The organism is Burkholderia pulmonis (assembly GCF_984667975.1).
This window is the reverse complement of record NZ_OZ480187.1, coordinates 775,112-798,922: the sequence shown is the minus strand read 5'-3', so window position 1 is coordinate 798,922 and position 23,811 is coordinate 775,112. Positions and strand designations below refer to the sequence as shown.

The following is a 23,811-nucleotide window of genomic DNA, read 5'->3' as shown; positions in this document are numbered from 1 at the left end:
ATGAGCCAGCCCCTGCTGAAACTCGCCGCCGTCACGCGACGCTTTCCGGCCGGCGACAAGGATGTCGTCGTCCTGAACAACGTGAACCTGTCGATCGACGCGGGCGAGATCGTCGCGATCGTCGGTGCGTCGGGGTCCGGCAAGTCGACGCTGATGAACATCCTCGGCTGCCTCGACCATCCGAGCGAAGGCATCTACACGGTCGGCGGACGCGACACGCACATGCTCGACAGCGACGAGCTTGCGCAGTTGCGCCGCGAACACTTCGGCTTCGTGTTCCAGCGCTATCACCTGCTGCCGCACGTCGACGCGGTCGCGAACCTCGAAATGCCCGCGATCTACGCGGGCACCACGCGGGCGGAGCGGCATGCGCGCGCGCGCGAACTGCTCGCGCGCCTCGGGCTCGCGGATCGTGCGCATCACCGGCCCGGGCAGCTCTCCGGCGGCCAGCAGCAGCGCGTGAGCATTGCGCGTGCGCTGATGAACGGCGGCCAGGTGATCCTCGCCGACGAACCGACCGGCGCGCTCGACACGAAAAGCGGCCAGGACGTGATCCGGATCCTGCACGAGCTAAACGCGCTCGGCCATACGATTGTGATCGTCACGCACGACAAGGCCGTCGCGCGCCATGCGCGACGCATCATCGAGATCAGCGACGGCGAGATCGTCGCCGACCGGCCGAACCGCCACTATGCGGAAGCGCTCGCGGAAGCCGGTATCGGCGCAACAGAAGCATCCGGACCGGCGTCGGACACGGTGCAGGAAACGGCAGCGGGCACGCCGCCGGCAGCCGATCGCCACGCGGCCCCTCTGCCCGCCGACGCCGCTGCCGCCCCGCGCGCACGGCGCTTCGCGGCCGGCACCGGCCGCTTCGCCGAAGCCTGCCGGATGGCATGGATCGCGCTGGTGTCGCACCGGCTGCGCACGCTGCTGACGATGCTCGGCATCATCATCGGCATCACGTCGGTCGTGTCGATCGTCGCGGTCGGCGAAGGCGCGAAGCGCTACATGCTCGACGAGATCGGCAGCATCGGCACCAACACGATCAACGTCTATCCGGGCACCGACTGGGGCGACAGCCGCGCGGACACGATCCAGACGCTCGTGCCGGCCGACGTCGCCGCGCTCGCCGAGCAGCCGTACGTCGACAGCGCGACGCCCGAAACGTCGCGCACGCTGCTGCTGCGCTACCGCAACGTCGACGTCAACGCGCTCGTGAGCGGCGTCGGCGACAGCTATTTCCAGGCGCGCGGGATGCGCTTCGCGCTCGGCGCCGCGTTCGACGAGGACGCGGTGCGCCGCCAGGCGCAGGTGGCCGTGATCGACCAGAACACGCGCCGCAAGCTGTTCGGCGCGACGCGCAACCCGGTCGGCGACGTGATCCTGGTCGACAACGTGCCGTGCGTCGTGATCGGCGTGACGGCCGACAAGAAGAGCGCGTTCGGCAGCGTGAAAAGCCTGAACGTGTGGGTGCCGTACACGACCGCGAGCGGGCACCTGTTCGGCCAGCGCTATCTCGACAGCATCACCGTGCGCGTGCGCGACGGGCAGCCGAGCGCCGCCGCCGAAAAAAGCCTCGAGAAGCTGATGATCCAGCGCCACGGCCGCAAGGACTTCTTCACGTACAACATGGACAGCGTGGTCAAGACCGTCGAGAAGACCGGCCAGTCGCTCACGCTGCTGCTGTCGCTGATCGCCGTGATCTCGCTCGTCGTCGGCGGGATCGGCGTGATGAACATCATGCTGGTGTCGGTCACCGAGCGTACGCGCGAGATCGGCATCCGGATGGCGGTCGGCGCGCGCCAGTCCGACATCCTGCAGCAGTTCCTCGTCGAGGCCGTGCTCGTCTGCCTGCTCGGCGGCACGATCGGCATCGCGCTGTCGTTCGGGCTCGGTGCGCTGTTCTCGATGTTCGTCGCGCAGTGGAAGATGGTGTTCTCCGCAGGCGCGATCGTGACGGCGTTCGTGTGCTCGACGCTCACCGGTGTGATATTCGGCTTCATGCCCGCGCGCAACGCGTCGCGGCTCGATCCGATCGATGCGCTCGCGCGCGACTGACGCAAGACCTGCCATGACGCATTCCCCCTCGCTTCACCGTCTCGGCGCATTCGCATGCGCGGCCGCACTGCTCGCCGGCTGCGCGGGTGCGCGCCACCAACCGCTGCCGGCCGTCGCGATGCCCGCGAACTGGGCCGCACCGGTCGCGGCCGACGCGCCGGCCACCACGCGCGACTGGTGGCGCAGCTTCGGCGATCCGCAACTCGACGCGCTGATCGACGACGCGCTGCGCGCCAACAACGACCTCGCGATCGCGGCGATCCGCGTGTATCGCGCGCAGTTGCAGGCCGGGCTCGCCGATACGAACCTGACGCCCACCGTGACGGTCGGCGCGAACGGCACCGTGTCGCGCACGCTCGATACGCACCAGATGAGCCGGTCGAGCGGCCTCAACGGTTCGCTGAGCTACGAAATCGACCTGTGGGGCCGGCTGGCCGCACTGCGCGATTCCTCGCGCTGGGAAGCCGACGCGACGGCCGCCGACCTCGAAGCCGCGCGGCTGTCGCTGATCGGCACGACCGCGTCGCTGTACTGGCAGCTCGGCTACCTGAACCGGCAGATTGCACTCGGCGACGCGAACATCGCGTATGCGGTGCGCACGCTCGCGGTCGTGCGGTCCCGTCACGCGGCCGGCGCGGTGTCGGGGCTCGATCTCGCGCAGGCCGAACAGAGTCTCGCCGCGCAACGCGCCACGCAGACGCAACTGATCCAGCAGCGCACCGAGAACCGCCACGCGCTCGCGATCCTGTTCGACCGGCCGCCGCAGCAGCGCGCGGCGGAACCGCCGGCGCTGCCCGACACCGCCCCGCCGGAAGTGGCGGCCGGCCTGCCGGCCAGCCTGCTCGGCCGGCGCCCCGACCTGCGTGCGGCGGAATTCCGGCTGCGCGAATCGCTCGCGCAGGTCGACGCGACGCGCACGAGCTTCTACCCGACCTTCACGCTGACCGGCAGCGCCGGCACGACGAGCACGAGCCTCGAGCGCGTGCTGACGAACCCGGTCGGCTCGCTCGGGCTCGGCCTCGCGCTGCCGTTCATCCAGTGGAACACGATGCAGCTGCAGATCAAGGTATCGAAGTCGCAGTACGAGGAAGCGGTCGTCGGGTTCCGCCAGCGGCTCTACACGGCGCTCGCGGAAGTCGAGAATGCGTTGTCGGCGCGCGTGCAGCTCGAACGCGAGGCCGAACAGCGCACGCTGTCGCTGGCCCAGGCGCAGCGTGCCGAGCGGCTGGCCGCCGCACGCTACGCGGCCGGCGCCACCGCCGTACAGCCGTGGCTCGACCAGCAGCAGGTGCTGAGGAACGCGCAAAGCGCCGACGAGCTGACGCGCCTGAACCGGCTCAACAACCAGATGAAGCTGTACCGGGCGCTCGGCGGCGGCACGTCCTGACCGGCGCGCCGGTGCATCGGGCGGGCTGCGTCATTCGCAGACCGCCGCCCCGCGCCGCGCAGGCGCGAACGCCACCGCACTCGCGGTCGCGAGCACGGCCACGCCGGCCGCGCCGTACACCATCACCCAGCCGAAGCCGTGCACGAGCGCCGCATGCAGCGCCGCGCCGGTCGGGTCGGCCTGTGCAAGCGCCGGCGCGATCGCCTGCAGCCCGTCGGTGCGGCCCGACGCGATCTCCTGCGCGAGCCTGCGCAGCGCCGCCTCGCCGATCGTGCCTGCCGCCCCGCCCTTCAGGCTCGCGACGATCCCCGCGACCAGCACGAAACCCATCGCCGCGATGTTCAGCGCGAGCGAAATCATCCGCGCGCTCATGTCGATGCCCGACGCCATCCCGGCGCGCGAGCTCGGCACCGCGCCCGTCGTCGTGTTGGTGACGGGCGTGTTGGTCAACCCGAGCCCGATGCCGGCGATCACGCAGCCGGGCAGCATCGTCAGCCAGCTCGCATGCTCGGCCGCACTGCCGAGCCGCATCAGCGCGAAACCGGCAGCGATCGTGAACAGGCCGCCCGGAATCACGACGCCCGGCCCGTAGCGCAACGCGAGCCGCTCGCCGAACGGCGGCGCAACCAGCGTCGGCAGCGTGTACGCAAGCAACGCGAGGCCCGCCGTCACGCTGTCGTAGCCGAGCGCGACCTGGAACCAGATCGGCAGATAGATCATGAACGGCCAGAAGCTGAAGTTCATCCCCATCGAGCCGAAGATCGCGCCGGTGAACGCACGGATCCGGAATACCGAGAAATCGAACATCGGCCGCGCGCTGGCGCGCTCCGCGATGACGAAGCCGATCACCGCGAGCACGGTCGCGCCGAGCACGCCGAGGCCGGCCGCGCTCGTCAGCCCGAGCTCGGCGCTTTGGGTGATATAGAACGCGAGCCCGAGCACCGCGAGCGACAGCGTGACGATGCCTGCGACGTCGAGCGAGCCCGCATGCGGATCGCGCGACTCCTGTACCGCGCCGCCGATCAGCACGAGCGACACGGCCGCGAGCGGCGCATGGACCAGGAACACCCACGGCCAGCTCGCCAGCGCGACGATCGCACCGCCGACGATCGGACCGAACCCGAGCCCGATGCCGAACACGATTCCCCAGATCCCGAATGCACGGCCGCGCTCGCGGCCCTCGCGGAACTGGTGCGACAGCACGGCGATCTGGCAGATCAGCATCGCACCGCCGCTCGCGCCCTGCAGCAGCCGGCCCGCGACGAGCACCGGCACGTTCGGCGCGAGCCCGCACAGCAGCGACGTCGCGCCGAACAGCACGGTGCCGATCACGTACACGCGCTTGCGGCCGAACCGGTCAGCGAGCGTGCCGGCCGCCATCAGCACCGTCGTGCACGCGATCGTGTACGCGTTCATGATCCACTGCATGCCGTTGAAATCGCCGTGCAGCACGTGTTCGAGCGTCGGCAGGATGACCGGCACGCTCGAGATTTCGAGGCCGAACATCAGCGACGTGAGACAGACGGCCGCGAGTGCGACCGCATTCCTGCGGGAGTCGGATAGCGTCATGCGTATTACGCGGCGGCCCGGCAACGGGCCGCGCGCCTCCAGGTGAAAGGGATTCGCCGCGTGCGGCCGGCCACGCACGCTGGACAGGAATCGGTACTATAGTGAGAATTCTCCTCCCCATTGACGCGCTAATTTCCACGAACTGGGGAATCTCAGGACTCAATCACGGCAACTTGCGATGACCGACAGACTCGACGGCGTGACGACTTTCGTGCAGGTGGTGGAATCGGGCAGCTTCGCGCTCGCCGCGGAGCGGCTCGACATGACGCGCTCGGCGGTCGGCAAGGCGATCGCCCGGCTCGAGAAGCGGCTCGGCGCGCGGCTGCTGCAGCGCACGACGCGCAGCCAGAGCCTGACCGACGACGGCCAGGCGTACTACGACCGCTGCGTGCGCGCGCTGGCGGAACTGGAAGCGGCGGAAGCCGATCTCGACTGCGGCCGCAACGAGGCGCGCGGCAAGCTGCGGCTGAGCGTGCCGCTCGCGTTCGGGCACCACTGCGTGACGCCGATCGTGCTCGATCTCGCACGCAATTACCCGCACTTGCGGATCGACGTCTCGATCACCGACCGTTTCGTCGATCTCGTCGAGGAAGGCATCGACCTCGCGGTGCGGATCGGCACGCTCGCGGACAGCACGAGCCTCGCGGTACGGCGGCTCGGCACGCAATACGGCAGCCTCGGCGCGGCGCCGTCGTATCTCGCGCGTTACGGGATGCCGAAGACGCTCGACGACCTGAAGCACCACCGGACGATCGCGTACTCGCGCTCGGGCGTGATTCAACCATGGGACTTGCGCGCGCCGGACGGCTCGACGGTGCGCATCGACATGCCGCATCAACTGAGTTTCGACGACGTGCAGGCGATCGCGGCGGCCGGCGCGTCGGGGTTCGGGATCGCCTGGGTGCCGAGCTGGCTGCTCGACCAATACGTGAAGCGCGGCGAGATGGCGATCGTGCTGGATCGCTGCTTCGTGTGCGAAGGCGATATCCATGCGATCTGGCCGAAGACGCGCTACCTGCCGCGCAAGACGCGCTGCGTGATCGACGCGCTCGCCCAGGCGGTGCCGCCGATGATCGAGCGCCCCGACGAAACGCGATGAGATGAATCGAAACCGACGCGCCGCGCGGCGCGCCGGGTTGTCACGCCGCGCCGAGATCGGCGAGCGGATGCGCAAACAGCTTCCACGGCGACGTCAGGAAATGCCGCACGCGTTCGGCGCGCACTTCGACGAGCGACGCGGGCGCCCAGCGCGGCTTGCGATCCTTGTCGACGAGATGCGCGCGCACGCCTTCGCAGAAGTCGCCTTCCTCGATCGCGCGCGCCACGATGCCTAGCTCCATCCGGAACGATTCGGCGAGCGTCATCTGCCGGCCGCGCAACAGCGCCTCGCGCGTCACGGAAAGCATCGTCGGCGAATGGCTCGCGAGTGCATCGAGCGTCGCCTGCAGCCACTGACGGTGCTCGCGCGACAGTTCCTCGCGCGCCAGATCCTGCGTGAGCGTCGCGACGATCCGCTCGACGGTCGAGCGCTTGTCGAAGTGGCGGACGATCCACGGCATCTGGCCGTCGAGCGCCGCATGCGGCACCACGTTGCACGGCGGCTCGAACACCTTGCGCAGCAGCGACAGCGCATCGCCTTCCCACCTGACGCTTTCGATGCGCGTCTCGAACGTGTCGAGCCATGCGGACGGCACGCACAGATCCGCCAGCTTCGCGGTCAGCGCGTCGGCACCCGACAGCATCGCGCCGGTCAGCCCCGCGTACAGCTCGAGTTCGACCGGCATGCGCGACAGGAAATGCGTCGCGCCGACGTCGGGCACGAGGCCGATGCGCGTCTCCGGCATCGCGATCTTGCTGCGCTCGGTCGCGACGCGCAGCGCCGCGCCCTGCGCGAGCCCCATGCCGCCGCCCATCGTCACGCCGTCCATCAGCGCGACCACCGGCTTCGGGAACGTGTGGATCGCGTAGTCGAGCCGGTATTCGTCGACGAAGAACGGCAGCCAGGTCTCGCGCTGCGCGACCATCCGGTACAGCGCGCGTACGTCGCCGCCCGCGCAGAAGCCCTTCTCGCCCGCGCCGCGCAGCACGACCGCGACGATCTGCTCGTCGGTGCGGCAACGCTCGAACAGTGCGGCCAGCTCGCCGATCATCGCGTACGACAGCGCATTGAGCGCGGCCGGACGGTTCAGCGTGATCAGCGCCACGCGGTTCACCACGCGGAACAGCACTTCGGGCGCGTGCTCAGCGAACGCGTCGTGATTCGTCACCGGCGTGCTCATCGTTGCGGCTCTCCATCGGTATTCCACTGGGGCGCGCGCTTGCCGAGGAACGCGGCCACGCCTTCGCGCGGGTCGGCCGTGTCGAACAGGTCGACGAAGCGTTCGCGCTCGACCGCGAGCGCCGCGCTGCGCGGCACGCCGCGGCGTGCGAGACCGATCAGTTCCTTGCTGTACGCGACCGCGTGCGGGCTTTGCCGCGCAACGTTGCGCGCCAGCGCCAGCGCCGCGTCGCGTGCGGCGCCGCTCTCCACCACGTCCTCGACGAGGCCGATCCGCAGCGCGGTGGCCGCATCGACGCGCGCGCCGGTCAGGATGATCTTCTTCGCCCAGCCCTCGCCGACGAGCCAGGGCAGCGTCTGCGTGCCGAGCCCGCACGGCAGCAGGCCGACCGACGGCTCGGGCAGCGCCATCTGCGCATGCGTCTCGGCGATCCGCAGGTCGCATGCGAGCGCGCATTCGAGCCCGCCGCCCATCGCATAGCCGTTGATCGCCGCGATCGTCACGACGCGCGCGTCGTGCAGCGCCTCGAACGCCGCGCCGAAGCGCGACGCCATCGTACGCGCGACCGCGCGGTCGCCATCGGCGAACGTGTTGAGGTCGGCGCCCGCGCTGAAGAACTTCGGGCCGTCGCCGGTGATCACCAGCGCGCGCACGCGCGGGTTCGCATTCAGTTCGGCGACGGTTTCCTGCAACTGCTGCAGCCCGTCGGCGGTAAAGGCGTTCGCGGGCGGACGCTTGAGCGTCGCGCACGCGATTGCGCCATCGTCGACGAAGTCGAGTTCGATCATCACGCGTCCTTCTTCGTTGCCGGTTGGTACAGGCGGATCACCGCCGAGAAATCGAGCTGGCCGTCGCCGCGGCTGCTCATCGTCTGGTACAGCTGCTGCGCGAGCGCGCCGAGATAGACGGGCTGGCGTGCCTGCTTCGCCGCGTCGTTCGCGAGGCCGAGATCCTTCAGCATCAGGTCGGTGCCGAAGCCGCCCGAGTAGCCGCGCGACGACGGCGCGGTCTCGATCACGCCCGGATACGGGTTGTAGGTGTCCGAGCTCCAGCAGCGGCCCGTCGACGTGTTGACGATGCCGGCCAGCACCTTCGGGTCGATGCCGAGTGCAACGCCGAGCGACATCGCCTCCGACACGGCCGCCATCGAGATGCCGAGCACGAGGTTGTTGCAGACCTTCGCGACCTGCCCCATGCCCGTCGCGCCGCAGTGGACGATGTTCTTGCCCATGCCGGCGAGCACCGGCTTCACGCGCTCGAAATCCGCGTCGCTGCCGCCGACCATGAAGGTCAGCGTGCCGGCCGCCGCGCCGCCGGTGCCGCCCGACACCGGCGCATCGACGAACGCGCCGCCGTGCTCGCGCACCAGCGCGCCGAACGCCTGCGCGCTCGCCGGGTCGATCGTGCTCGAATCGATCACGGTCGCGCCCGCGCCGAGGCCCGCCAGCACGCCGTTCTCGCCGGACAGCACCGACCGCACGTGCGGTGCGGCCGGCAACATCGTGATCACGAACGTCGCGCCAGCCGCCGCATCGCGCGGCGACGCGGCCACCTGCGCGCCGGCGTCCTGCAGTGCGCGCAATGCATCGGCGCTCAGGTCGAACGCATGCACTTCATGGCCGGCTTTCAGCAGGTTCAGCGCCATCGGCGCACCCATGTGGCCGAGGCCGATAAATCCGATTTTCATTTTGGAGTCCTCCGCCGCTCAATGCAGCCGGATCGTCGTGTTCACGGGGCCGGCCGTCGTGTCGTCGTCGAACCAGCGCGCGGTGACCGTCTTCGTCTGCGTGTAGAACTGCACGACCTGCTTGCCGTACGGGCCGAGATCGCCGAGCTTCGAGCCGCGCGAACCGGTGAAGCTGAAGAACGGCACCGGCACCGGAATCGGAATGTTGATGCCGACCTGGCCGATGTCGATCTCGCTCTGGAACTTGCGCGCCGCCGCACCGCTCTGCGTGAACAGGCCCACGCCGTTGCCGAACGGGTTCGCGTTGACGAGCGCGATCGCCTCGTCGAGCGTGTCGACTTCCATCACGACCAGCACGGGGCCGAAGATTTCATGCGTGTAGACCGACATGTCCGTCGTCACGCCCGAGAAGATCGTCGGGCCGATGAAGTTGCCGTGCTCGTAGCCGTCCACCTTCACGCCGCGGCCGTCGAGTTCGAGCTTCGCGCCTTCCTTCACGCCCGCTTCGACCAGCGACAGGATGCGTTCCTTCGCCGTCTTCGACACGACCGGCCCGACGTCCGTGCCGCCTTCCGCGCCTGCATTGACCTTCAGCGCCTTCGCCTTCGCGACGATGTCCGGCAGCCAGTCGCGTGCCTTGCCCACGAGCACCGCGACCGACGTCGCCATGCAGCGCTGGCCGGCTGCGCCGAACCCCGCGCCGACGAGCGCGTTGATCGCCTGCTCGCGGTTCGCGTCGGGCAGCAGGATCGCGTGGTTCTTCGCGCCCATCATCGACTGCACGCGCTTGCCGTGCGCGCTGCCGAGGTTGTACACGTGCGTGCCGACCGCCGTCGAGCCGACGAACGAGATCGCCTTCACGAGCGGATGGGTGCAGATCGCGTCGACGACTTCCTTGCCGCCGTGCACGACGTTCAGGACGCCCTTCGGTACGCCCGCTTCGACCGCGAGCTCGACCAGTTCCATCGTCGACATCGGATCCTGCTCCGACGGCTTCAGCACGAACGTGTTGCCGCACACGATCGCCATCGGGAACATCCACAGCGGGATCATCGCGGGGAAGTTGAACGGCGTGATGCCCGCGCACACGCCGAGCGGCTGGCGCAGCGTATAGGTGTCGACGCCGCCTGCGACGTTCTCCGCGAATTCGCCGAGCTGCAGCGTGCCGATCGAGCATGCGTGCTCGACCACTTCGAGGCCGCGGAAGATGTCGCCTTCAGCGTCGGGGATCGTCTTGCCCTGCTCGGCCGTCAGCGTCTTCGCGATGCGCTGCTGGTTCGCGCGCACCAGATCCTGGAACTTCAGCATGATGCGCATGCGCGCGGCGATCGGCGTGTTCTTCCACGTCGCGTACGCGGTGTGCGCGGCCTGCACGGCCGCGTCGACTTCGGCGACGGTCGCGAACGGCACGCGCGCGAGCACCTGCTGCGTCGCCGGGTTGACGATGTCGCGCCACTCGTTCGTGGCGGACTCGACGAAGGCACCGTCGATCAGCAGCTTGACCGTCGGCACGTCTTTCGAAATCGCGTTCATCGATGCTATCTCCTGGCAGAGGGCCGCGAAGCGCGATATCGCCGCGCGGCCGGTTCGGTTCGGCTGCGGGCGGCGGCCGCGACATGCGGCGCGCGCGGCCCGCGGTCACGTCATTTCAATTCAGCAGCAAAATCCTCTTCCCAGTATTCACCGGGCATGCGCGCGCTCGCGTCGTCGCCGCGCTCGATCTCGCGCCGGCGCAGCTCGACGCGGCGGATCTTCCCCGAGATCGTCTTCGGCAGCTCCGCGAACTGCAGGCGGCGGATCCGCTTGTACGGCGCGAGCTTCTCGCGCGAGAAACGGAAGATCTCCAGCGCGAGTTCGGGGCTTTCCTCGTAGCCCTGCCGCAGCGTGATGAAGGTCTTCGGCACCGACAGCCGCACGGGGTCGGGGCTCGGCACGACGGCCGCCTCCGCGATCGCCGGATGCTCGATCAGCACGCTCTCGAGTTCGAACGGGCTCAGCCGGTAGTCGGACGACTTGAACACGTCGTCCGCGCGGCCGATGTACACGTAGTAGCCGTCGTCGCCGCGCATCGCGATGTCGGACGTGCGGTAGTGACCGTCGCGCATCGCATAGGCCGTCGCGTCCGGGTTGTTCGCATAGCCTTTCATCAGCCCGACCGGGCGCGGCACGTCGGCGCCGATCGGCAACGCGACTTCGCCTTCGGTCACCGGCACGCCGTCCGGGTCGAGCAGCGCGATCCGGTAGCCGGGCAGCGGCCGGCCCATCGAGCCCGCGACGACCGGCTGGCCCGGCGAGTTGCCGATCAGGCAGGTCGTCTCGGTCTGGCCGTAGCCGTCTCGGATCGAGATGTTCCATGCCTTCTTCACGCGCTCGATGATCTCCGGGTTCAGCGGCTCGCCCGCGCCGACGATCTCGCGCAGCTTCACGTCGAACGACGCGAGCGGCTGCTGCACGAGCATGCGCCACACGGTCGGCGGCGCGCACAGCGTCGTCACCTGGTATTTGACGAGCGCGTCGAGCACGACCTTCGGCTCGAAACGCGCGTAGTTGAAGGCGAACACGCAGGCCTGCGCGTTCCACGGCGCGAAGAAGCAGCTCCACGCATGCTTCGCCCAGCCCGGCGAGCTGATGTTCCAGTGGATGTCGCCCGGCTGCAGGCCGACCCAGTACATCGTCGACAGATGGCCGACCGGATAGGTGCGGTGCGTATGCTCGACGAGCTTCGGCTTCGACGTCGTGCCCGACGTGAAGTACAGCAGCATCGGATCGTTCGCGTGCGTGACGGCGTCCGGCGCGAATTCGGCGCTCGCCGCGTAGCCGTCGTTCATCGCGAGCCAGCCCGCGCGCGGCGCGCCGGCGACGATCCTCTGCGCGAGGCCGAGGTCGGCCTGTTCGAATTTGGCGGTTTCGTTCTCGTCGACGATCGCGTATTTGGCGCCGCCGATCTGCACGCGGTCGCGCACGTCGTCGGGCGACAGCTGGGTGGTGGCAGGCAGCACGATCGCGCCGAGCTTCATCGCGGCGAGCATCGCGTCCCACAGCTCGACGCGGTTCGGCAGCATCAGCAGGATCCGGTCGCCGCGCACGACGCCGATCGAGCGCAGCCAGTTCGCGATCCGCGACGAACGCTCGGACATCTGCGCGAACGAATACGGATCGCCGGTACCGGTCGCCGCGTCGACGATCCACAGCGCGGGCCGGTCGTTGCCGTGCGCCATCGGGTCGAAGTAGTCGAGCGCCCAGTTGAACGCATCGAGCACCGGCCACTCGAAATCGCGGTACGCGGTGTCGTAGTCGGTGCGATGGCGCAGCAGAAAATCGCGTGCGTTCAGGAATGCCTGTACCGTCATCGTGTTCTCCAGTCTCCATGTCTCGCGGTCAACCGGCGCCTGCGCTGCAGCACAGGCCCGACTGCCTCTTGTGCGGCGCACGGTCACGTCGTTGCGTGCCGCGTTCACCGCGCTGCCCTCGTGCCCTGCGTGATGTTTCGACCGGTGCGACCGTCGCGGCTCAAAGCTGCCGCGCGATCACCATCCGCTGCACTTCGCTGGTGCCTTCGTAAATCTGCGTGATGCGCGCGTCGCGATAGTGACGCTCGACTTCGTAATCGACGAGGTAGCCGTAGCCGCCGTGGATCTGGATCGCATCCGAACACACGCGCTCGGCCATCTCGGACGCGAACAGCTTCGCCTGCGACGCTTCCGACAGACACGGCAGGCCGGCCGTGCGCAGCTTCGCCGCGTGATGCACGAGCAGGCGCGCGGCGTTGATCTGCACGGCCATGTCGGCGAGCTTCTGCTGGATCGCCTGATGCTCGGCGATCGGCTTGCCGAACTGCACGCGCTCGCCCGCATAGCGGCGGGCCTTGTCGAACGCGGCGCGCGCGATGCCGAGCGCCTGCGCGGCGATGCCGATGCGGCCGCCTTCGAGGTTCGACAACGCGATCTTCAGCCCTTCGCCGCGATTGCCGAGCAGGTTTTCTTCCGGAATCGCACAATTTTCGAACGTGATCGGGCACGTATCCGATGCGCGGATGCCCATCTTCTTCTCGGGCTTGCCGACGATGAAGCCCGGCGTGTCGGTCGGCACCAGGAACGCGGAAATGCCGCGCTTGCCGGCTTCCGGGTCGGTCATGGCAAAAACGATCGCCACACCGGCGCGCTGGCCGTTGGTCACGAACTGCTTCGCGCCGTTCAGCACCCATTTTCCGTCGCGCAGCTCCGCACGCGTGCGCAGGTTGTTCGCCTCGGAACCGGCGTGCGGCTCGGTCAGGCAGAACGCGCCGATCACGCGGCCCGCCGCCATGTCGGCCAGCCAGCGATCCTTCTGCGCCGGCGTGCCGAAGCCGAGGATCGGCCCGCAGCCGACCGAGTTGTGCACGCTCATCATCGTCGCGCACGCGGCGTCGCCGGCGGCGACTTCTTCCATCGCCAGCGCATAGGCCACGTAGTCCGTATAAGCGCCGCCCAGCTCCTGCGGCACGATCATCCCGAGCAGGCCGAGTTCGCCGAGCTGCGCGACGATCGCGTCGGGCAGGTGCGCGTCGTGGTCCCACTGCGCCGCGTTCGGCGCCAGCATCTCGGTCGCAAAAGCGCGTGCGGCATCGCGGATCATCCGCTGGTCTTCGGTGTAGAGCTCGTCCATGGTGCTGCTGTCTCCCGCGGCCGCCGGGCGCGACCGTCCTTGCGTTTCGATGCAACAAGTGTAGGCAAGCACGCGCGACTGTTCGATGCTCGCGTCGCTCATTTACACTGAGCGTTTTTGCCACAACGGCGACACCGATGAAGCAGGAAGACAAGGGAACCGTCGCGATCAGCCTCGTCGCTTACAGCGTCGCGCTCGCCACGCGGCGCGGCGTCGCGGCCGAGCCGCTGCTCGCGCAGGCCGGGATCGCGCCCGCGCTGCTCGCGCAGCCGCGCGCACGCGTGTCCGCGCAGCAGTACGGCGCGCTGTGGAACGTGATCGCCCGCGCGCTCGACGACGAGTTTTTCGGGCAGGATCGCCACCCGATGCGCAGCGGCAGCTTCATCGCGATGAGCCAGGCGGCGTTGTCCGCGCGCGACGGGCTGCACGCGATGGCGCGCGCGGTGAATTTCATGCACTGCGTGCTCGACGACCTGCACGCGGAGCTCGACGCGAACCCGCAGCGCGTGCGGCTGCGTTTCGTGCACCGCAACACGGGCGCGACGCCTGCGATGTTCACGTATGCGACCTATTTCATCATCGTGTACGGGCTGACCTGCTGGCTGATCGGGCGCCGCATTCCGCTGCTGCATGCGAGCTTCCGCTGCGATACCCCGCCCGCCGACCACGAATACCCGTCGATGTTCTGCGACGACATGCGGTTCAACGAACCCGATTCGTACGTCGATTTCGATCCCGAATTCGCGACGCTGCCGGTCGTGCAGAACGCGAAGACGCTGAAGACGTTCCTGCGCAATGCGCCGGCGAGCTTCATCGTCAAGTACCGCAACCCGAACGCGCTCGCGCAGCGCGTGCGCGCGGTGCTGCGCGGCATGCCGCCCGCCGCGTGGCCGGGCGCGGGCGGGATGGCCGCGCGGCTGCACGTGGCCGAGGCCACGCTGCGCCGCAAGCTGCACCAGGAAGGCCAGGCCTACCAGTCGATCAAGGACACGCTGCGGCGCGATCTCGCGTTCGAGGCGCTGGCCGACCCCGCGCGCACGATCGCCGACGTCGCCGCCGCGACGGGCTTCGCGGAACCGAGCGCGTTCTACCGCGCGTTCCGCAAATGGAGCGGGCGCAGCCCGGCCGACTATCGCGACGAAGTGCTCGCGCGCGGCGGCGGCGCGGCCTGAACCCCGCCGGCTCGGCCGCGACTTCGCGCTTTCCGCCGAAACCGCCTAATCTTTAAGCATCGGGCCCACGCCCTTTCCGCAAGCCGGACGGCACGCGGCCGCGCGCCGCCCGGACGTCCCGATGCGCTTTCACCGTCACGGGCCGCCGTCGACGCCTGCCACGCCTGACGACCGCCCCCGTCACCCGCTGTCCGCGCGGGTCGCGCGCGCCGCGCTGTTCGCGGCGCTGCTCGTCGTATGTGCCGCGGTTGCCGCGCCGCCGCCCGCCGCAGCGCCGGCCGCGCGGCCGGTCGTCGTGATCCCCGTCAACGGCGCAATCGGCCCGGCCAGCGCCGATTTCATCGTGCGTTCGCTCGACCGCGCCGCCCACGAGCACGCGCCGCTCGCGATCCTGCAGCTCGACACGCCCGGCGGCCTCGACACGTCGATGCGGCAGATCATCAAGGCGATCCTCGGCTCGCCGGTGCCGGTCGCCGCGTTCGTCGCGCCGGGCGGCGCACGGGCCGCGAGCGCGGGCACCTATATCGTCTATGCGAGCCACTTCGCGGCGATGGCGCCCGGCACCAATCTCGGCGCGGCGTCGCCCGTGCAGTTCGGCATCGGCGGTGCCGCGCCGCCCGGTGCGAATCCGGCCGCGCCACGGCCGACCGGTGCATCGGGTGCATCCGGCGCGTCGGACGCGTCCGCCACGGCAGCCGCGTTGCCGACCGATACGCAATCGACCGAAATCCGCAAGGCGACGCAGGATGCGTCCGCCTATATCCGCGGCCTAGCGCAATTGCGCGGGCGCAATGCCGAATGGGGCGAACGCGCGGTGCGCGAGGCCGTGAGCCTGTCGGCGAACGAGGCGCGCGCGCAGCACGTCATCGACCTGATCGCGCAGGATCCGGCCGACCTCGCGCGCCAGCTCGACGGCCACAGCGCGACGACCACGGCCGGCACGGTGCGGCTCGCGACCGCGCATGCGCCGCTCGTCGTCGTCGAACCCGACTGGCGCAGCCGCTTTCTCGCGATCATCGCCGATCCGAACGTCGCGCTGATCCTGCTGACGATCGGCATCTACGGCCTGTTCTTCGAGTTCGCGAACCCCGGCTTCGTGCTGCCGGGCGTCGTCGGCACGATCTGCCTGCTGGTCGGGCTGTTCGCGATGCAGTTGCTGCCGATCAGCTATGCGGGCCTCGGCCTCGTGCTGCTCGGGCTCGGCTGCCTCGTCGCCGAGGCGTTCCTGCCGACCTTCGGCGTGCTCGGCTTCGGCGGGATCGTGTCGTTCACGATCGGCGCGCTGATGCTGATCGACACCGACGTGCCCGGCTACGGGATTCCGTGGCCCGTGATCGCGAGCCTCGCGCTCGGCGGCGGGCTGCTCGTCGCGTGCGTGTCGAGCGTCGCGCTGCGCGCGCGGCGCCGGCCGGTCGTGACGGGCGCCGAGGCGATGCTCGGCAGCATCGGCGAAGTGCTCGACGACGGCCTGCATCCGGACCAGCCGCATGGCGCGGCCGGCGCGGCGCCGTCGGCCGCCGGCTGGGCGCGCGTGCACGGCGAACGCTGGCGCGTGGCCAGCAGCGCGCCGCTGGCCGCCGGCTGCCGCATCCGCGTCACCGGCCGCCACGGGCTGACGCTAACCGTCGCGCCGCTCTACGACGCACCGGCGTCGAAACAAACCCAGGGAGAACCTTCATGATCGGTTACACGTTCGGCTTCAGCAGCGTCCTGATCGTCTTCGTCGTGGTGCTCGTCGCGTCGTCGATCCGCATCTTCCGCGAGTACGAACGCGGCGTCGTGTTCATGCTCGGCCGGTTCTGGAAAGTGAAGGGGCCGGGGCTGGTGCTGATCATCCCGATCGTCCAGCAGGTCGTGCGGATCGACCTGCGCACCGTCGTGTTCGACGTGCCGTCGCAGGACGTGATCACCCGCGACAACGTGTCGGTGAAGGTCAATGCGGTCGTGTATTTCCGCGTCGTCGATCCGGAGAAGGCCGTGATCCAGGTCGCGCGCTACGTCGAGGCGACGAGCCAGCTCGCGCAGACGACCCTGCGCGCGGTGCTCGGCAAGCACGAGCTCGACGCGCTGCTGGCCGAACGCGAGCAACTGAACGCGGACATCCAGAAAACGCTCGACGCGCAGACCGATGCGTGGGGGATCAAGGTGTCGACGGTCGAGATCAAGCACGTCGACCTGAACGAGACGATGATCCGCGCGATCGCACGGCAGGCCGAGGCCGAACGCGAGCGGCGCGCAAAGGTGATTCACGCGGAAGGCGAACTGCAGGCGTCCGAGAAGCTGCTGCAGGCCGCGCAGCGGCTCGCGCAGCAGCCGCAGGCAATGCAGTTGCGCTATTTGCAGACGCTGACCACGATCGCGGCGGACAAGAATTCGACGATCGTGTTTCCGCTGCCGGTCGATCTGCTGGGGGCGTTGCTGGATCGGTTGGGGTCAAAAACCGGGCAGTGACGGCACCGGTTGCCCCGCGGTACCGGCGCACCGGTCGGGATTTCCGGATCGTCGATTCGGAAATCTTGCGCACCGGCAGGCGGAACGCGCCCCGCCCGATACGCCGGGATCGCAGCGCATCGGCTCTCCGGACAACGCACCTGTCGTGGCCCTCTAGAGCCTCCCCTCCATTTCCCCCTTCCATTAGGACAAATCCTCACTTCCGGGGCCCCGGAACCGTCTATGATCATTACATTGATCAATGACACATTAAATGCTGACTGAATAACCCGTGACGGTGACGTCGGCGGGCGCGTTCCGGATCAGCGCCCCTAACGGAGACGCATCATGGCCGACCACCCGCTGCCGGAAGTCCACCTCGACGAGCTGCCGCAATTCCGCGCGGTCCAGCAGCTCGCGTACCGCTGCGTCGAAACCGTCGGCGCGATGCTCTACCCCGGCATCACCGAGAAGGAAGCCGCGCGCCTGTTGACCGAATGGCTGCAGGACAACGGCGTGTACGACTGGCTGCACAAGCCGTTCGCGTGGTTCGGCGACCGTACCGCGTTCGAAGGCTTCGCGGGGCTCAAGCACATGGGCGGCTTCAATCTCGCGTTCTTCCCGAGCAACCGCCAGCTCGAAACCGACATGCCGGTGATCCTCGACGTCGCGCCGGTGCTCGACGGCATCGTGGCCGACGTCGGCTACGCGCACTGCCTCGGCCACAACCCGATCCTCGAACAGTTGCAGGACGACCTGATGGACCATCGCGACATGATCGTGCGACTCGTGAAAGAGCGCCGGTCGATGGCCGAGGTCGCCCAGGAAGTCGACGCGCTGTGCCGCCGCCAGGGCGTCGAACCGCGCCACAAGGCGTATCCGTTCAAGGTGCTCGCGCATCGCGTCGCGAAGATCCACAAGTTGTCGAAGCCGCGCTTCGTCGCCCGCTTCGGGCTGAATGCGACGCGCAACCTGCTGCTCGACCAGGGCCGCGCGGCGAAACAGCAGGGCTGGTCGCCGCTGTGGTCGATCGACCGCCGCTCCGAGCATGCGCCCGTGCCGGGCCTGTGGGCCGTCGAGCCGCATCTCGGCTTCGCCGGCGTCGGCGCGAAATTCGAGGAGCTGCTCGTGATCACCGACGACGACGCGTACTGGCTCGACGAAGACCTCCCGCACGTGCGCCGCTGGCAGCGTCGCCAGGCCGAGCGCAAGCAGGCCGCCGCGACCGTGCCGGCCGCCGCCTGACGCACCGCGCCTTCCCTCCCGACTCCCTGAACGACGGACTCACGATGCAGCCTCTTTCCGACGAAGCGCCGCTGGCCCTGTTCGAATCGGTTCACAGCGAGACGGCGGTCGCCTCCGGCGACCTGACGCTCGCGGTCAGGACCTGGGGCGACCCGGCCCGCTCGCCGGTCGTGCTCGTGCACGGCTATCCGGACGACAGCAGTGTCTGGCAGCACGTCGCGCCGCTGCTGGCACGCAAGCACTACGTGATCGCATACGACGTGCGCGGCGCGGGCCTGTCCGGCGTGCCGAAGCGCACGGCCGACTACCACCTCGCGAAGCTGACCGACGATTTCGTCGCGGTGATCGACGCGCTCTGCCCCGGCCGCGCGGTGCACCTGATCGCGCACGACTGGGGCTCGATCCAGGGCTGGGAATTCGTCACCGACCCACGCCTGGCCGGCCGCATCGCGTCGTACACGTCGTGCTCGGGGCCGTGCCTCGACCACGTCGGCTTCTGGCTGCGCGAACGCGTGCTGCGCCCGACGCCTGCATCGCTGGCCAAGCTCGGCGGCCAGCTCGTGCGTTCGTGGTACGTGTACCTGTTCCATCTGCCGTTCATTCCCGAGCTCGGCTGGCGGCTGTGGCTCGGCCGCGCATGGCCGCGCCTGCTGCGCCGGCTCGAGAAGACACCCGCCGCACCGCGCCCGACCCAGGCCGACGACGGCGCGCGCGGCGTGCGCCTCTATCGCGCGAACTTCATCCGCTGCCTGTTCGCGCCGCGCGAACGCTATGCGCACGCACCGGTGCAGACGATCGTGCCGCTCGGCGACAAGTACGTGAGCCCCGCGCTGTCCGAGAACCTGTCGCGCTGGGTGCCGCAGTATTACCGCCGCGAAGTCGCGGCTGGCCACTGGCTGCCGCTCGCCGATCCCGCACGCTTCGCGGATCTTGCCGGGCAGCTGATCGACGCGGTCGAATCGGGCAACGAACCGCCCGCGCTCGCGAACGCGCGCCGCCGCGCCACGAGCGGCCGCTTCAGCGGCAAGGTCGCGGTCGTCACCGGTGCGGGCAGCGGCATCGGCCGTTGCGCGGCCATCGCGTTCGCTCGCGAAGGCGCCACGGTCGTGGCATGCGACATCGATCTCGCGAGCGCCGAACGCACCGCCCTGCTGCTCGGGCTGACCGGCGCGCAGGCGCATGCGAAACGCGTCGACGTCGGGTCCGCCGACGAGATGGAAGCGCTCGCGACGTGGGTCGGCAGCGCGCTCGGCGGCGCGGACGTCGTGATCAACAACGCGGGCATCGGCATGGCCGGCGGCATCCTCGACACGAGCACGCGGCACTGGGAGCGCATCCTGCACGTGAACCTGTGGGGCGTGATCCACGGCTCGCGGCTGTTCGCGCAGCAGATGGCCGCGCGCGGCACCGGCGGGCACATCGTCAACACCGCGTCGGCCGCCGCGTTCGGGCCGTCGCGCGACCTGCCCGCCTACGCGACGACGAAGGCCGCCGTGCTGATGCTCAGCGAATGCATGCGCGCGGAACTCGCGGAGAAAGGCATCGGCGTGACGGCCGTATGCCCGGGTTTCGCGGAGACCGGAATCATGGCGTCGACGCAATATGCGGGCGCCAACGCACAGGACGAAGCACGGCTGCGCAAGCGCGCGACCAGGCTGTACCAGATGCGCGGCCTGAAACCCGAAACCGTCGCGCAGGCGATGGTCGACGGTGTGCTGCGCAACCGCCCGGTCGTCGCGGTCGGCGGCGAGGCGCACGTGATGCGCTTCGTCGGCCGCTTCATGCCGTGGCTCGGCCGGATGATTGCCCGCGTCAGCATGGCATCGCATTGACGGCGCATGACGCCGCACAGGGAGACAACATGACCGATACCGCCGACTATCACAAGATCAAGGCCCGGCACGTGAAGTTCGACTTCAGCGACACGCCGATCACGTGGGTGCCGAACGATCCGGGCAGCACGCACATCATCAACACGCTCAATCTGCTGTTCCCGGAAGGCGAGCTGTGGTTCTGCCGCGTGTACAACAAGGCGCTGCCGCTGATCACCGATGCGCGCCTGCGCGACGAGGCCGAAGGCTTCCTGCGCCAGGAAGCCGTGCACTCGCGCTCGCACGGCGGCGTGCTGAAGCACTACTACGACCGGCACGGGATCGACACGAAGCCGTTCACGCAGAAGCTCAACCGGTTGTTCACGCGCGTGCTCGGCGAACAGCCGCTCGGGCTGAAGATCGGCCATACGCGCTTCTGGCTGCGGCAGCAGCTGGCCGTGATCGCATCGCTCGAGCATTTCTTCGGCTATCTCGGCAACTGGGTGCTCAACGCGCACGGGCTCGACGAAGGCCGTGCCGACCCGACGATGGTCGACCTGCTGCGCTGGCACGGCGCCGAGGAAGTCGAGCACCGCACCGTCGCGTTCGACATCTACCGGCACCTGGGCGGCACCTATCCGGAGCGCTGCGTGCACATGGCGTTCGTGATCCTGCTGCTGCTCTACTACATCACGACCGGCGCGAAGTTCATGTACAAGCGCGACCCGGCGGCCGGCCGCTACCCAGGCTTCGCGCTCGCGTGGTGGCAGGGTTCGCGGCGCGGGCACCTGCCGTCGTTCTGGAAGGTGATCGGCGCCGCGCTGCGCTATTTCAAGCCGAGCTACACGCCGCACCACGAAGGTTCGACCGAGCAGGCGCTCGCTTACCTCGCCCGTTCGCCGGCCGCGCAGGCGGCCGCGCACGGCGGCAACTGGGGCACCGCCAAAGGCGCCTGATCGCGTTTCCGGCCGACTCGGCGGGCGTCGCCCGCCGAAATGCGTACAATCGCGGCTTCAATTTCCCGGAGGTGCCGCGATGGCCATGAAGAAAACCGATCTCGAAAAGAACAAGGCGCTCAAACTGACGCAAGCGATGAAGCAGTCTGGCTCCGCGCGTTTCGGCAAGGGTGCCGACGAAGCGGTCAAGCTCGACCGCCGCGCACAGCGCAAGCTCGACCAGGAACAGGGACTCGTGCCGTTCGCGTGCAAGCTCAACGCCGAACTCGTCGAACAGCTGAAGGCGCGTGCGGCCACGCACCCGGAAGGGATGACGGGCCTGCTGTCCGAGCTGCTCGTGAACGGGCTCGCGCAACGCGACGCTTGACCGCCACGTATCTCGAAATTTCCGTTGACATTGCTGCGCTGCCACGACACACTCGTTCGCATGCCTATGCTCAAGCCCAACGCCATCGCGCATAAAACACGAGTGAACGCCGGTACGCGGCGATCACCGGGGGCGCTTGTGCGTTAGCATCGAGATTCAGTCATGCATGTCACAAGGCCTCGCCGGAAACGGATGAGGCCTTTTTGTTTTGGTGCGCGTCATCCCGCCCGGCTCAACGGATGGAGATGACGATGGACCAAGCAAGCCGGCTGGTTGTTTGTCGCGATCGGTGTCGCACCGACGCAATCGCATTACCGAGAGTCGAACTGCATTTCACGGTCGCGCCGCGCAAGACGCTGACGTGGCGCGCGCAGAACGACGCCGAGATCCGCGTACACGATGCAACGCTGTGGGTCACGCGACTGGGCAGCATCGACGATTACTGGCTGAGAACCGGCGACGTACTACGCGTACAACGCGGCGATCGCATCTGGATCAGCACCGACGACGACGCACCTGCCAAAGCCTCGATCACGACCGTGTACGTGATGAAACGCGATGCACGGCTTCCGCGTGTGTTCGCACGGATACGCGCGATGCTGCTCGGGCAAGGTCGAAGTCGCGCATGACGAATGCGTCGCCGCACACGCGATCCGGGTGCGCAGCGACGTCATGAACCGCCGCACGCGCGCGGCAACGTATCGCCCGCGCATATCCCGAAAATAGTCGTTGACAACACCGCAGCCCGACAACAGAATCGTTCGCATGCCTACGTACAAGCTTATCGCCGTCGCGATTCATCGATCGATGAACATTCGAAAGAATGGTTCACGGGAGGCGCTTGTGCGTTAGCAATCGAGCAGTACTGCATGTCACACAAGGCCTCACCGGAAACGGATGAGGCCTTTTTGTTCTGGTGCGCGTCATCCGTCCGGCTCACTGAATGGAGAAGACGATGGACCAGGCAAGCCAGTTGTTTGACCGTCCCGATCGGCGCCACGCCGGCACGATCGCGTTACCGACAGTCGTGATCCGCTTCGCGGTCGCGCCTCGCACGACGATGACCTGGCGCGCGCCGCAGGACGCGGAGCTGCGCACGCATGGCGCGGCGCTGTGGGTCACGCGGCCGCCGAGCGTCGACGATTACTGGGTGCGGCCCGGCGACGTGCTGCGCATTGCGCGCGGCGAGCGCATCTGGCTCGGCACCGATGCCGACCGGTCGGCCGAAGCGACACTCACGACCGCGTACGTGCGGCGCGGCGAGCGCTTCAGGCGCGCGCTCGCACAAGTGCAACGTTTGCTCGCCGGGGTAGGGAGAAGGAGCGGATGAGCGACGTGCCGTTACGCACGCGGGACGCGGAACGGCCGCGACCGGAAACGGACGCACCCGCGGCGCAACGCGCCGCAGGTGCGCATCGAATGACGCGGCACGCAGGTGCGTGCCGCGAGCGATCGCGCGCCGTGCGCAGCGACGGGATGCAACAGGTGCATCAGGTGCTGGCGGCGAGACGCGGGCCCGTGCTCCGGGGAGTGGACTCGAGGTCGGGACGTTGCGCGGCCTGCGAGGTCACCCACGGATCGATGCCCTGCTTCTGCACCTCTTCGAGAAATGACACTCGTGTGCGCCAGTAATCCGCCTGTAATTTCGCATCGATGACGCGCTGTTCGGCTGCGAACAGTTCCATGCGCGCCGTCACGAGCATCGACGCGGCGGTTTTTTCCGGCGTGGGGGCGTGTCGCATCGCCCAACGGCTGATCCAGTTCAACATGCTGACCTCCGTGATTACGGACGAACCCGCATCGGGCAATCGCAACCGGCCGTGCCTGCCCGAACGCGCAACGACCTTGACCGCCATTCACCGCCAGGCCTGCACGGACTGCGACTCCCCCGCGTCGGCAATTACCGGCCGGCGTGTGCATGTGCGGTGTATCTATCCTAGAAAGACTTGCCGGTTTACGCGATGGGGTCTTGCAATCTTTTACACAGAAACCACAGTCGCCACCGCATCGCGAAATGACAGTTGCGGACGGGACGGCTTCGGCGCACGATAGCCCGATATCTGCCACCGCCTGGACTGACGAATGGCCGCTGCATGCCGCTGCCGCGCATCCGCACCGGCCGTGCACGTGCGTATGCGCGCACGCGCCGCCTGCACCGCGTTCGTGCAGCATGCGGGCCCCTCGTTTCAGTCGCATGTCATGGCGC

At 68.6% G+C, this 23,811-nt stretch carries 20 protein-coding genes; 12 read left to right on the top strand and 8 right to left on the bottom strand.

All coding sequences use genetic code 11. The features are described 5' to 3' along the window. Both AC5LXK_RS20315 and AC5LXK_RS20310 read left to right on the top strand, forming a co-directional pair. Positions 1 to 2,058 (top strand): MacB family efflux pump subunit, encoded by a 2,058-nt coding sequence (locus AC5LXK_RS20315; RefSeq protein ID WP_493393248.1) that lies wholly within the window; start codon positions 1 to 3, stop codon positions 2,056 to 2,058. 13 nt (positions 2,059 to 2,071) lie between these two features. Then, complete coding sequence (locus AC5LXK_RS20310; protein WP_493393247.1) at positions 2,072 to 3,445, top strand: efflux transporter outer membrane subunit; 1,374 nt, start codon at positions 2,072 to 2,074, stop codon at positions 3,443 to 3,445. Positions 3,446 to 3,475: 30 nt separating this feature from the next. Here AC5LXK_RS20310 and AC5LXK_RS20305 read toward each other — a convergent pair whose 3' ends face one another. Further along, positions 3,476 to 5,014 carry an MFS transporter gene (locus AC5LXK_RS20305; protein ID WP_493393246.1) on the bottom strand — a complete coding sequence of 513 codons (1,539 nt, stop codon included), beginning with the start codon at positions 5,012 to 5,014 and terminating at the stop codon, positions 3,476 to 3,478. A gap of 178 nt (positions 5,015 to 5,192) precedes the next feature. Here AC5LXK_RS20305 and AC5LXK_RS20300 point away from each other — a divergent pair, with 178 nt between their 5' ends. After that, the gene (locus AC5LXK_RS20300) at positions 5,193 to 6,113 is read left to right on the top strand and encodes a LysR family transcriptional regulator (RefSeq protein ID WP_493393245.1); all 921 of its coding nucleotides are present in this window, start codon (positions 5,193 to 5,195) and stop codon (positions 6,111 to 6,113) included. Positions 6,114 to 6,153: 40 nt separating this feature from the next. Here the strand turns inward: AC5LXK_RS20300 and AC5LXK_RS20295 are convergent, their stop codons facing one another. From AC5LXK_RS20295 to AC5LXK_RS20270, 6 genes are all read right to left on the bottom strand, one after another. Then, positions 6,154 to 7,293, bottom strand: coding sequence for an enoyl-CoA hydratase/isomerase family protein (locus AC5LXK_RS20295; RefSeq protein WP_493393244.1), 1,140 nt, complete (start codon positions 7,291 to 7,293; stop codon positions 6,154 to 6,156). After that, positions 7,290 to 8,081: an enoyl-CoA hydratase gene (locus AC5LXK_RS20290; protein ID WP_493393243.1), complete on the bottom strand. Its 792-nt coding sequence runs from the start codon at positions 8,079 to 8,081 to the stop codon at positions 7,290 to 7,292. Before AC5LXK_RS20290 ends, AC5LXK_RS20295 begins: the two co-directional genes overlap by 4 nt. Further along, on the bottom strand, positions 8,081 to 8,980 hold the full coding sequence (gene mmsB / locus AC5LXK_RS20285; RefSeq protein ID WP_493393242.1) for a 3-hydroxyisobutyrate dehydrogenase: 900 nt from the start codon (positions 8,978 to 8,980) through the stop codon (positions 8,081 to 8,083). The genes AC5LXK_RS20290 and mmsB overlap by 1 nt, the downstream gene beginning before the upstream one ends. An 18-nt stretch (positions 8,981 to 8,998) precedes the next feature. Next, positions 8,999 to 10,513, bottom strand: coding sequence for a CoA-acylating methylmalonate-semialdehyde dehydrogenase (locus AC5LXK_RS20280; protein WP_493393241.1), 1,515 nt, complete (start codon positions 10,511 to 10,513; stop codon positions 8,999 to 9,001). Positions 10,514 to 10,623: 110 nt separating this feature from the next. Beyond that, a complete protein-coding gene (locus tag AC5LXK_RS20275) occupies positions 10,624 to 12,330 on the bottom strand; it encodes an AMP-binding protein (RefSeq protein ID WP_493393240.1) in 1,707 nt (568 codons plus the stop codon). A gap of 160 nt (positions 12,331 to 12,490) precedes the next feature. After that, positions 12,491 to 13,624, bottom strand: a complete 1,134-nt coding sequence (locus AC5LXK_RS20270) for an acyl-CoA dehydrogenase family protein (protein WP_493394025.1) — start codon at positions 13,622 to 13,624, stop codon at positions 12,491 to 12,493. A gap of 137 nt (positions 13,625 to 13,761) precedes the next feature. Here AC5LXK_RS20270 and AC5LXK_RS20265 point away from each other — a divergent pair, with 137 nt between their 5' ends. The 9 genes from AC5LXK_RS20265 (at position 13,762) to AC5LXK_RS20225 (ending at position 22,935) form a co-directional block, all read left to right on the top strand. Then, the gene (locus AC5LXK_RS20265) at positions 13,762 to 14,796 is read left to right on the top strand and encodes an AraC family transcriptional regulator (RefSeq protein WP_493393239.1); all 1,035 of its coding nucleotides are present in this window, start codon (positions 13,762 to 13,764) and stop codon (positions 14,794 to 14,796) included. Positions 14,797 to 14,917: 121 nt separating this feature from the next. Beyond that, on the top strand, positions 14,918 to 16,477 hold the full coding sequence (locus AC5LXK_RS20260; protein WP_493393238.1) for an NfeD family protein: 1,560 nt from the start codon (positions 14,918 to 14,920) through the stop codon (positions 16,475 to 16,477). Then, entirely contained in the window at positions 16,474 to 17,247 is a 774-nt protein-coding gene (locus AC5LXK_RS20255) for a slipin family protein (protein WP_493393237.1), read from the top strand. The genes AC5LXK_RS20260 and AC5LXK_RS20255 overlap by 4 nt, the downstream gene beginning before the upstream one ends. A gap of 327 nt (positions 17,248 to 17,574) precedes the next feature. Further along, positions 17,575 to 18,471: a M24 family metallopeptidase gene (locus tag AC5LXK_RS20250; protein ID WP_493393236.1), complete on the top strand. Its 897-nt coding sequence runs from the start codon at positions 17,575 to 17,577 to the stop codon at positions 18,469 to 18,471. 44 nt (positions 18,472 to 18,515) lie between these two features. Then, positions 18,516 to 20,303, top strand: coding sequence for an SDR family oxidoreductase (locus AC5LXK_RS20245; protein WP_493393235.1), 1,788 nt, complete (start codon positions 18,516 to 18,518; stop codon positions 20,301 to 20,303). 29 nt (positions 20,304 to 20,332) lie between these two features. Further along, on the top strand, positions 20,333 to 21,238 hold the full coding sequence (locus tag AC5LXK_RS20240) for a metal-dependent hydrolase (RefSeq protein WP_493393234.1): 906 nt from the start codon (positions 20,333 to 20,335) through the stop codon (positions 21,236 to 21,238). Between the two features lie 79 nt (positions 21,239 to 21,317). Next, positions 21,318 to 21,605: a hypothetical protein gene (locus tag AC5LXK_RS20235; RefSeq protein WP_493393233.1), complete on the top strand. Its 288-nt coding sequence runs from the start codon at positions 21,318 to 21,320 to the stop codon at positions 21,603 to 21,605. A gap of 251 nt (positions 21,606 to 21,856) precedes the next feature. Beyond that, positions 21,857 to 22,234: a DUF2917 domain-containing protein gene (locus AC5LXK_RS20230; RefSeq protein WP_493393232.1), complete on the top strand. Its 378-nt coding sequence runs from the start codon at positions 21,857 to 21,859 to the stop codon at positions 22,232 to 22,234. 326 nt (positions 22,235 to 22,560) lie between these two features. After that, a complete protein-coding gene (locus AC5LXK_RS20225) occupies positions 22,561 to 22,935 on the top strand; it encodes a DUF2917 domain-containing protein (protein WP_493393231.1) in 375 nt (124 codons plus the stop codon). 160 nt (positions 22,936 to 23,095) lie between these two features. On the opposite strand, the gene AC5LXK_RS20220 is transcribed toward AC5LXK_RS20225, so the two are convergent. Continuing rightward, positions 23,096 to 23,374, bottom strand: a complete 279-nt coding sequence (locus tag AC5LXK_RS20220) for a hypothetical protein (protein ID WP_011354312.1) — start codon at positions 23,372 to 23,374, stop codon at positions 23,096 to 23,098. Positions 23,375 to 23,811 lie beyond the last annotated feature (437 nt).

Excerpts from the sequence above, each read along its gene's own strand:
- AC5LXK_RS20315 (WP_493393248.1), top strand. The coding sequence starts at position 1 with ATGAGCCAGCCCCTGCTGAAACTCGCCGCCGTCACGCGACGCTTTCCG.
- AC5LXK_RS20310 (WP_493393247.1), top strand. The coding sequence starts at position 2,072 with ATGACGCATTCCCCCTCGCTTCACCGTCTCGGCGCATTCGCATGCGCG.
- AC5LXK_RS20305 (WP_493393246.1), bottom strand. The coding sequence starts at position 5,014 with ATGACGCTATCCGACTCCCGCAGGAATGCGGTCGCACTCGCGGCCGTC.
- AC5LXK_RS20300 (WP_493393245.1), top strand. The coding sequence starts at position 5,193 with ATGACCGACAGACTCGACGGCGTGACGACTTTCGTGCAGGTGGTGGAA.
- AC5LXK_RS20295 (WP_493393244.1), bottom strand. The coding sequence starts at position 7,293 with ATGAGCACGCCGGTGACGAATCACGACGCGTTCGCTGAGCACGCGCCC.
- AC5LXK_RS20290 (WP_493393243.1), bottom strand. The coding sequence starts at position 8,081 with ATGATCGAACTCGACTTCGTCGACGATGGCGCAATCGCGTGCGCGACG.
- mmsB (WP_493393242.1), bottom strand. The coding sequence starts at position 8,980 with ATGAAAATCGGATTTATCGGCCTCGGCCACATGGGTGCGCCGATGGCG.
- AC5LXK_RS20280 (WP_493393241.1), bottom strand. The coding sequence starts at position 10,513 with ATGAACGCGATTTCGAAAGACGTGCCGACGGTCAAGCTGCTGATCGAC.
- AC5LXK_RS20275 (WP_493393240.1), bottom strand. The coding sequence starts at position 12,330 with ATGACGGTACAGGCATTCCTGAACGCACGCGATTTTCTGCTGCGCCAT.
- AC5LXK_RS20270 (WP_493394025.1), bottom strand. The coding sequence starts at position 13,624 with ATGGACGAGCTCTACACCGAAGACCAGCGGATGATCCGCGATGCCGCA.
- AC5LXK_RS20265 (WP_493393239.1), top strand. The coding sequence starts at position 13,762 with ATGAAGCAGGAAGACAAGGGAACCGTCGCGATCAGCCTCGTCGCTTAC.
- AC5LXK_RS20260 (WP_493393238.1), top strand. The coding sequence starts at position 14,918 with ATGCGCTTTCACCGTCACGGGCCGCCGTCGACGCCTGCCACGCCTGAC.
- AC5LXK_RS20255 (WP_493393237.1), top strand. The coding sequence starts at position 16,474 with ATGATCGGTTACACGTTCGGCTTCAGCAGCGTCCTGATCGTCTTCGTC.
- AC5LXK_RS20250 (WP_493393236.1), top strand. The coding sequence starts at position 17,575 with ATGGCCGACCACCCGCTGCCGGAAGTCCACCTCGACGAGCTGCCGCAA.
- AC5LXK_RS20245 (WP_493393235.1), top strand. The coding sequence starts at position 18,516 with ATGCAGCCTCTTTCCGACGAAGCGCCGCTGGCCCTGTTCGAATCGGTT.
- AC5LXK_RS20240 (WP_493393234.1), top strand. The coding sequence starts at position 20,333 with ATGACCGATACCGCCGACTATCACAAGATCAAGGCCCGGCACGTGAAG.
- AC5LXK_RS20235 (WP_493393233.1), top strand. The coding sequence starts at position 21,318 with ATGGCCATGAAGAAAACCGATCTCGAAAAGAACAAGGCGCTCAAACTG.
- AC5LXK_RS20230 (WP_493393232.1), top strand. The coding sequence starts at position 21,857 with ATGGACCAAGCAAGCCGGCTGGTTGTTTGTCGCGATCGGTGTCGCACC.
- AC5LXK_RS20225 (WP_493393231.1), top strand. The coding sequence starts at position 22,561 with ATGGACCAGGCAAGCCAGTTGTTTGACCGTCCCGATCGGCGCCACGCC.
- AC5LXK_RS20220 (WP_011354312.1), bottom strand. The coding sequence starts at position 23,374 with ATGTTGAACTGGATCAGCCGTTGGGCGATGCGACACGCCCCCACGCCG.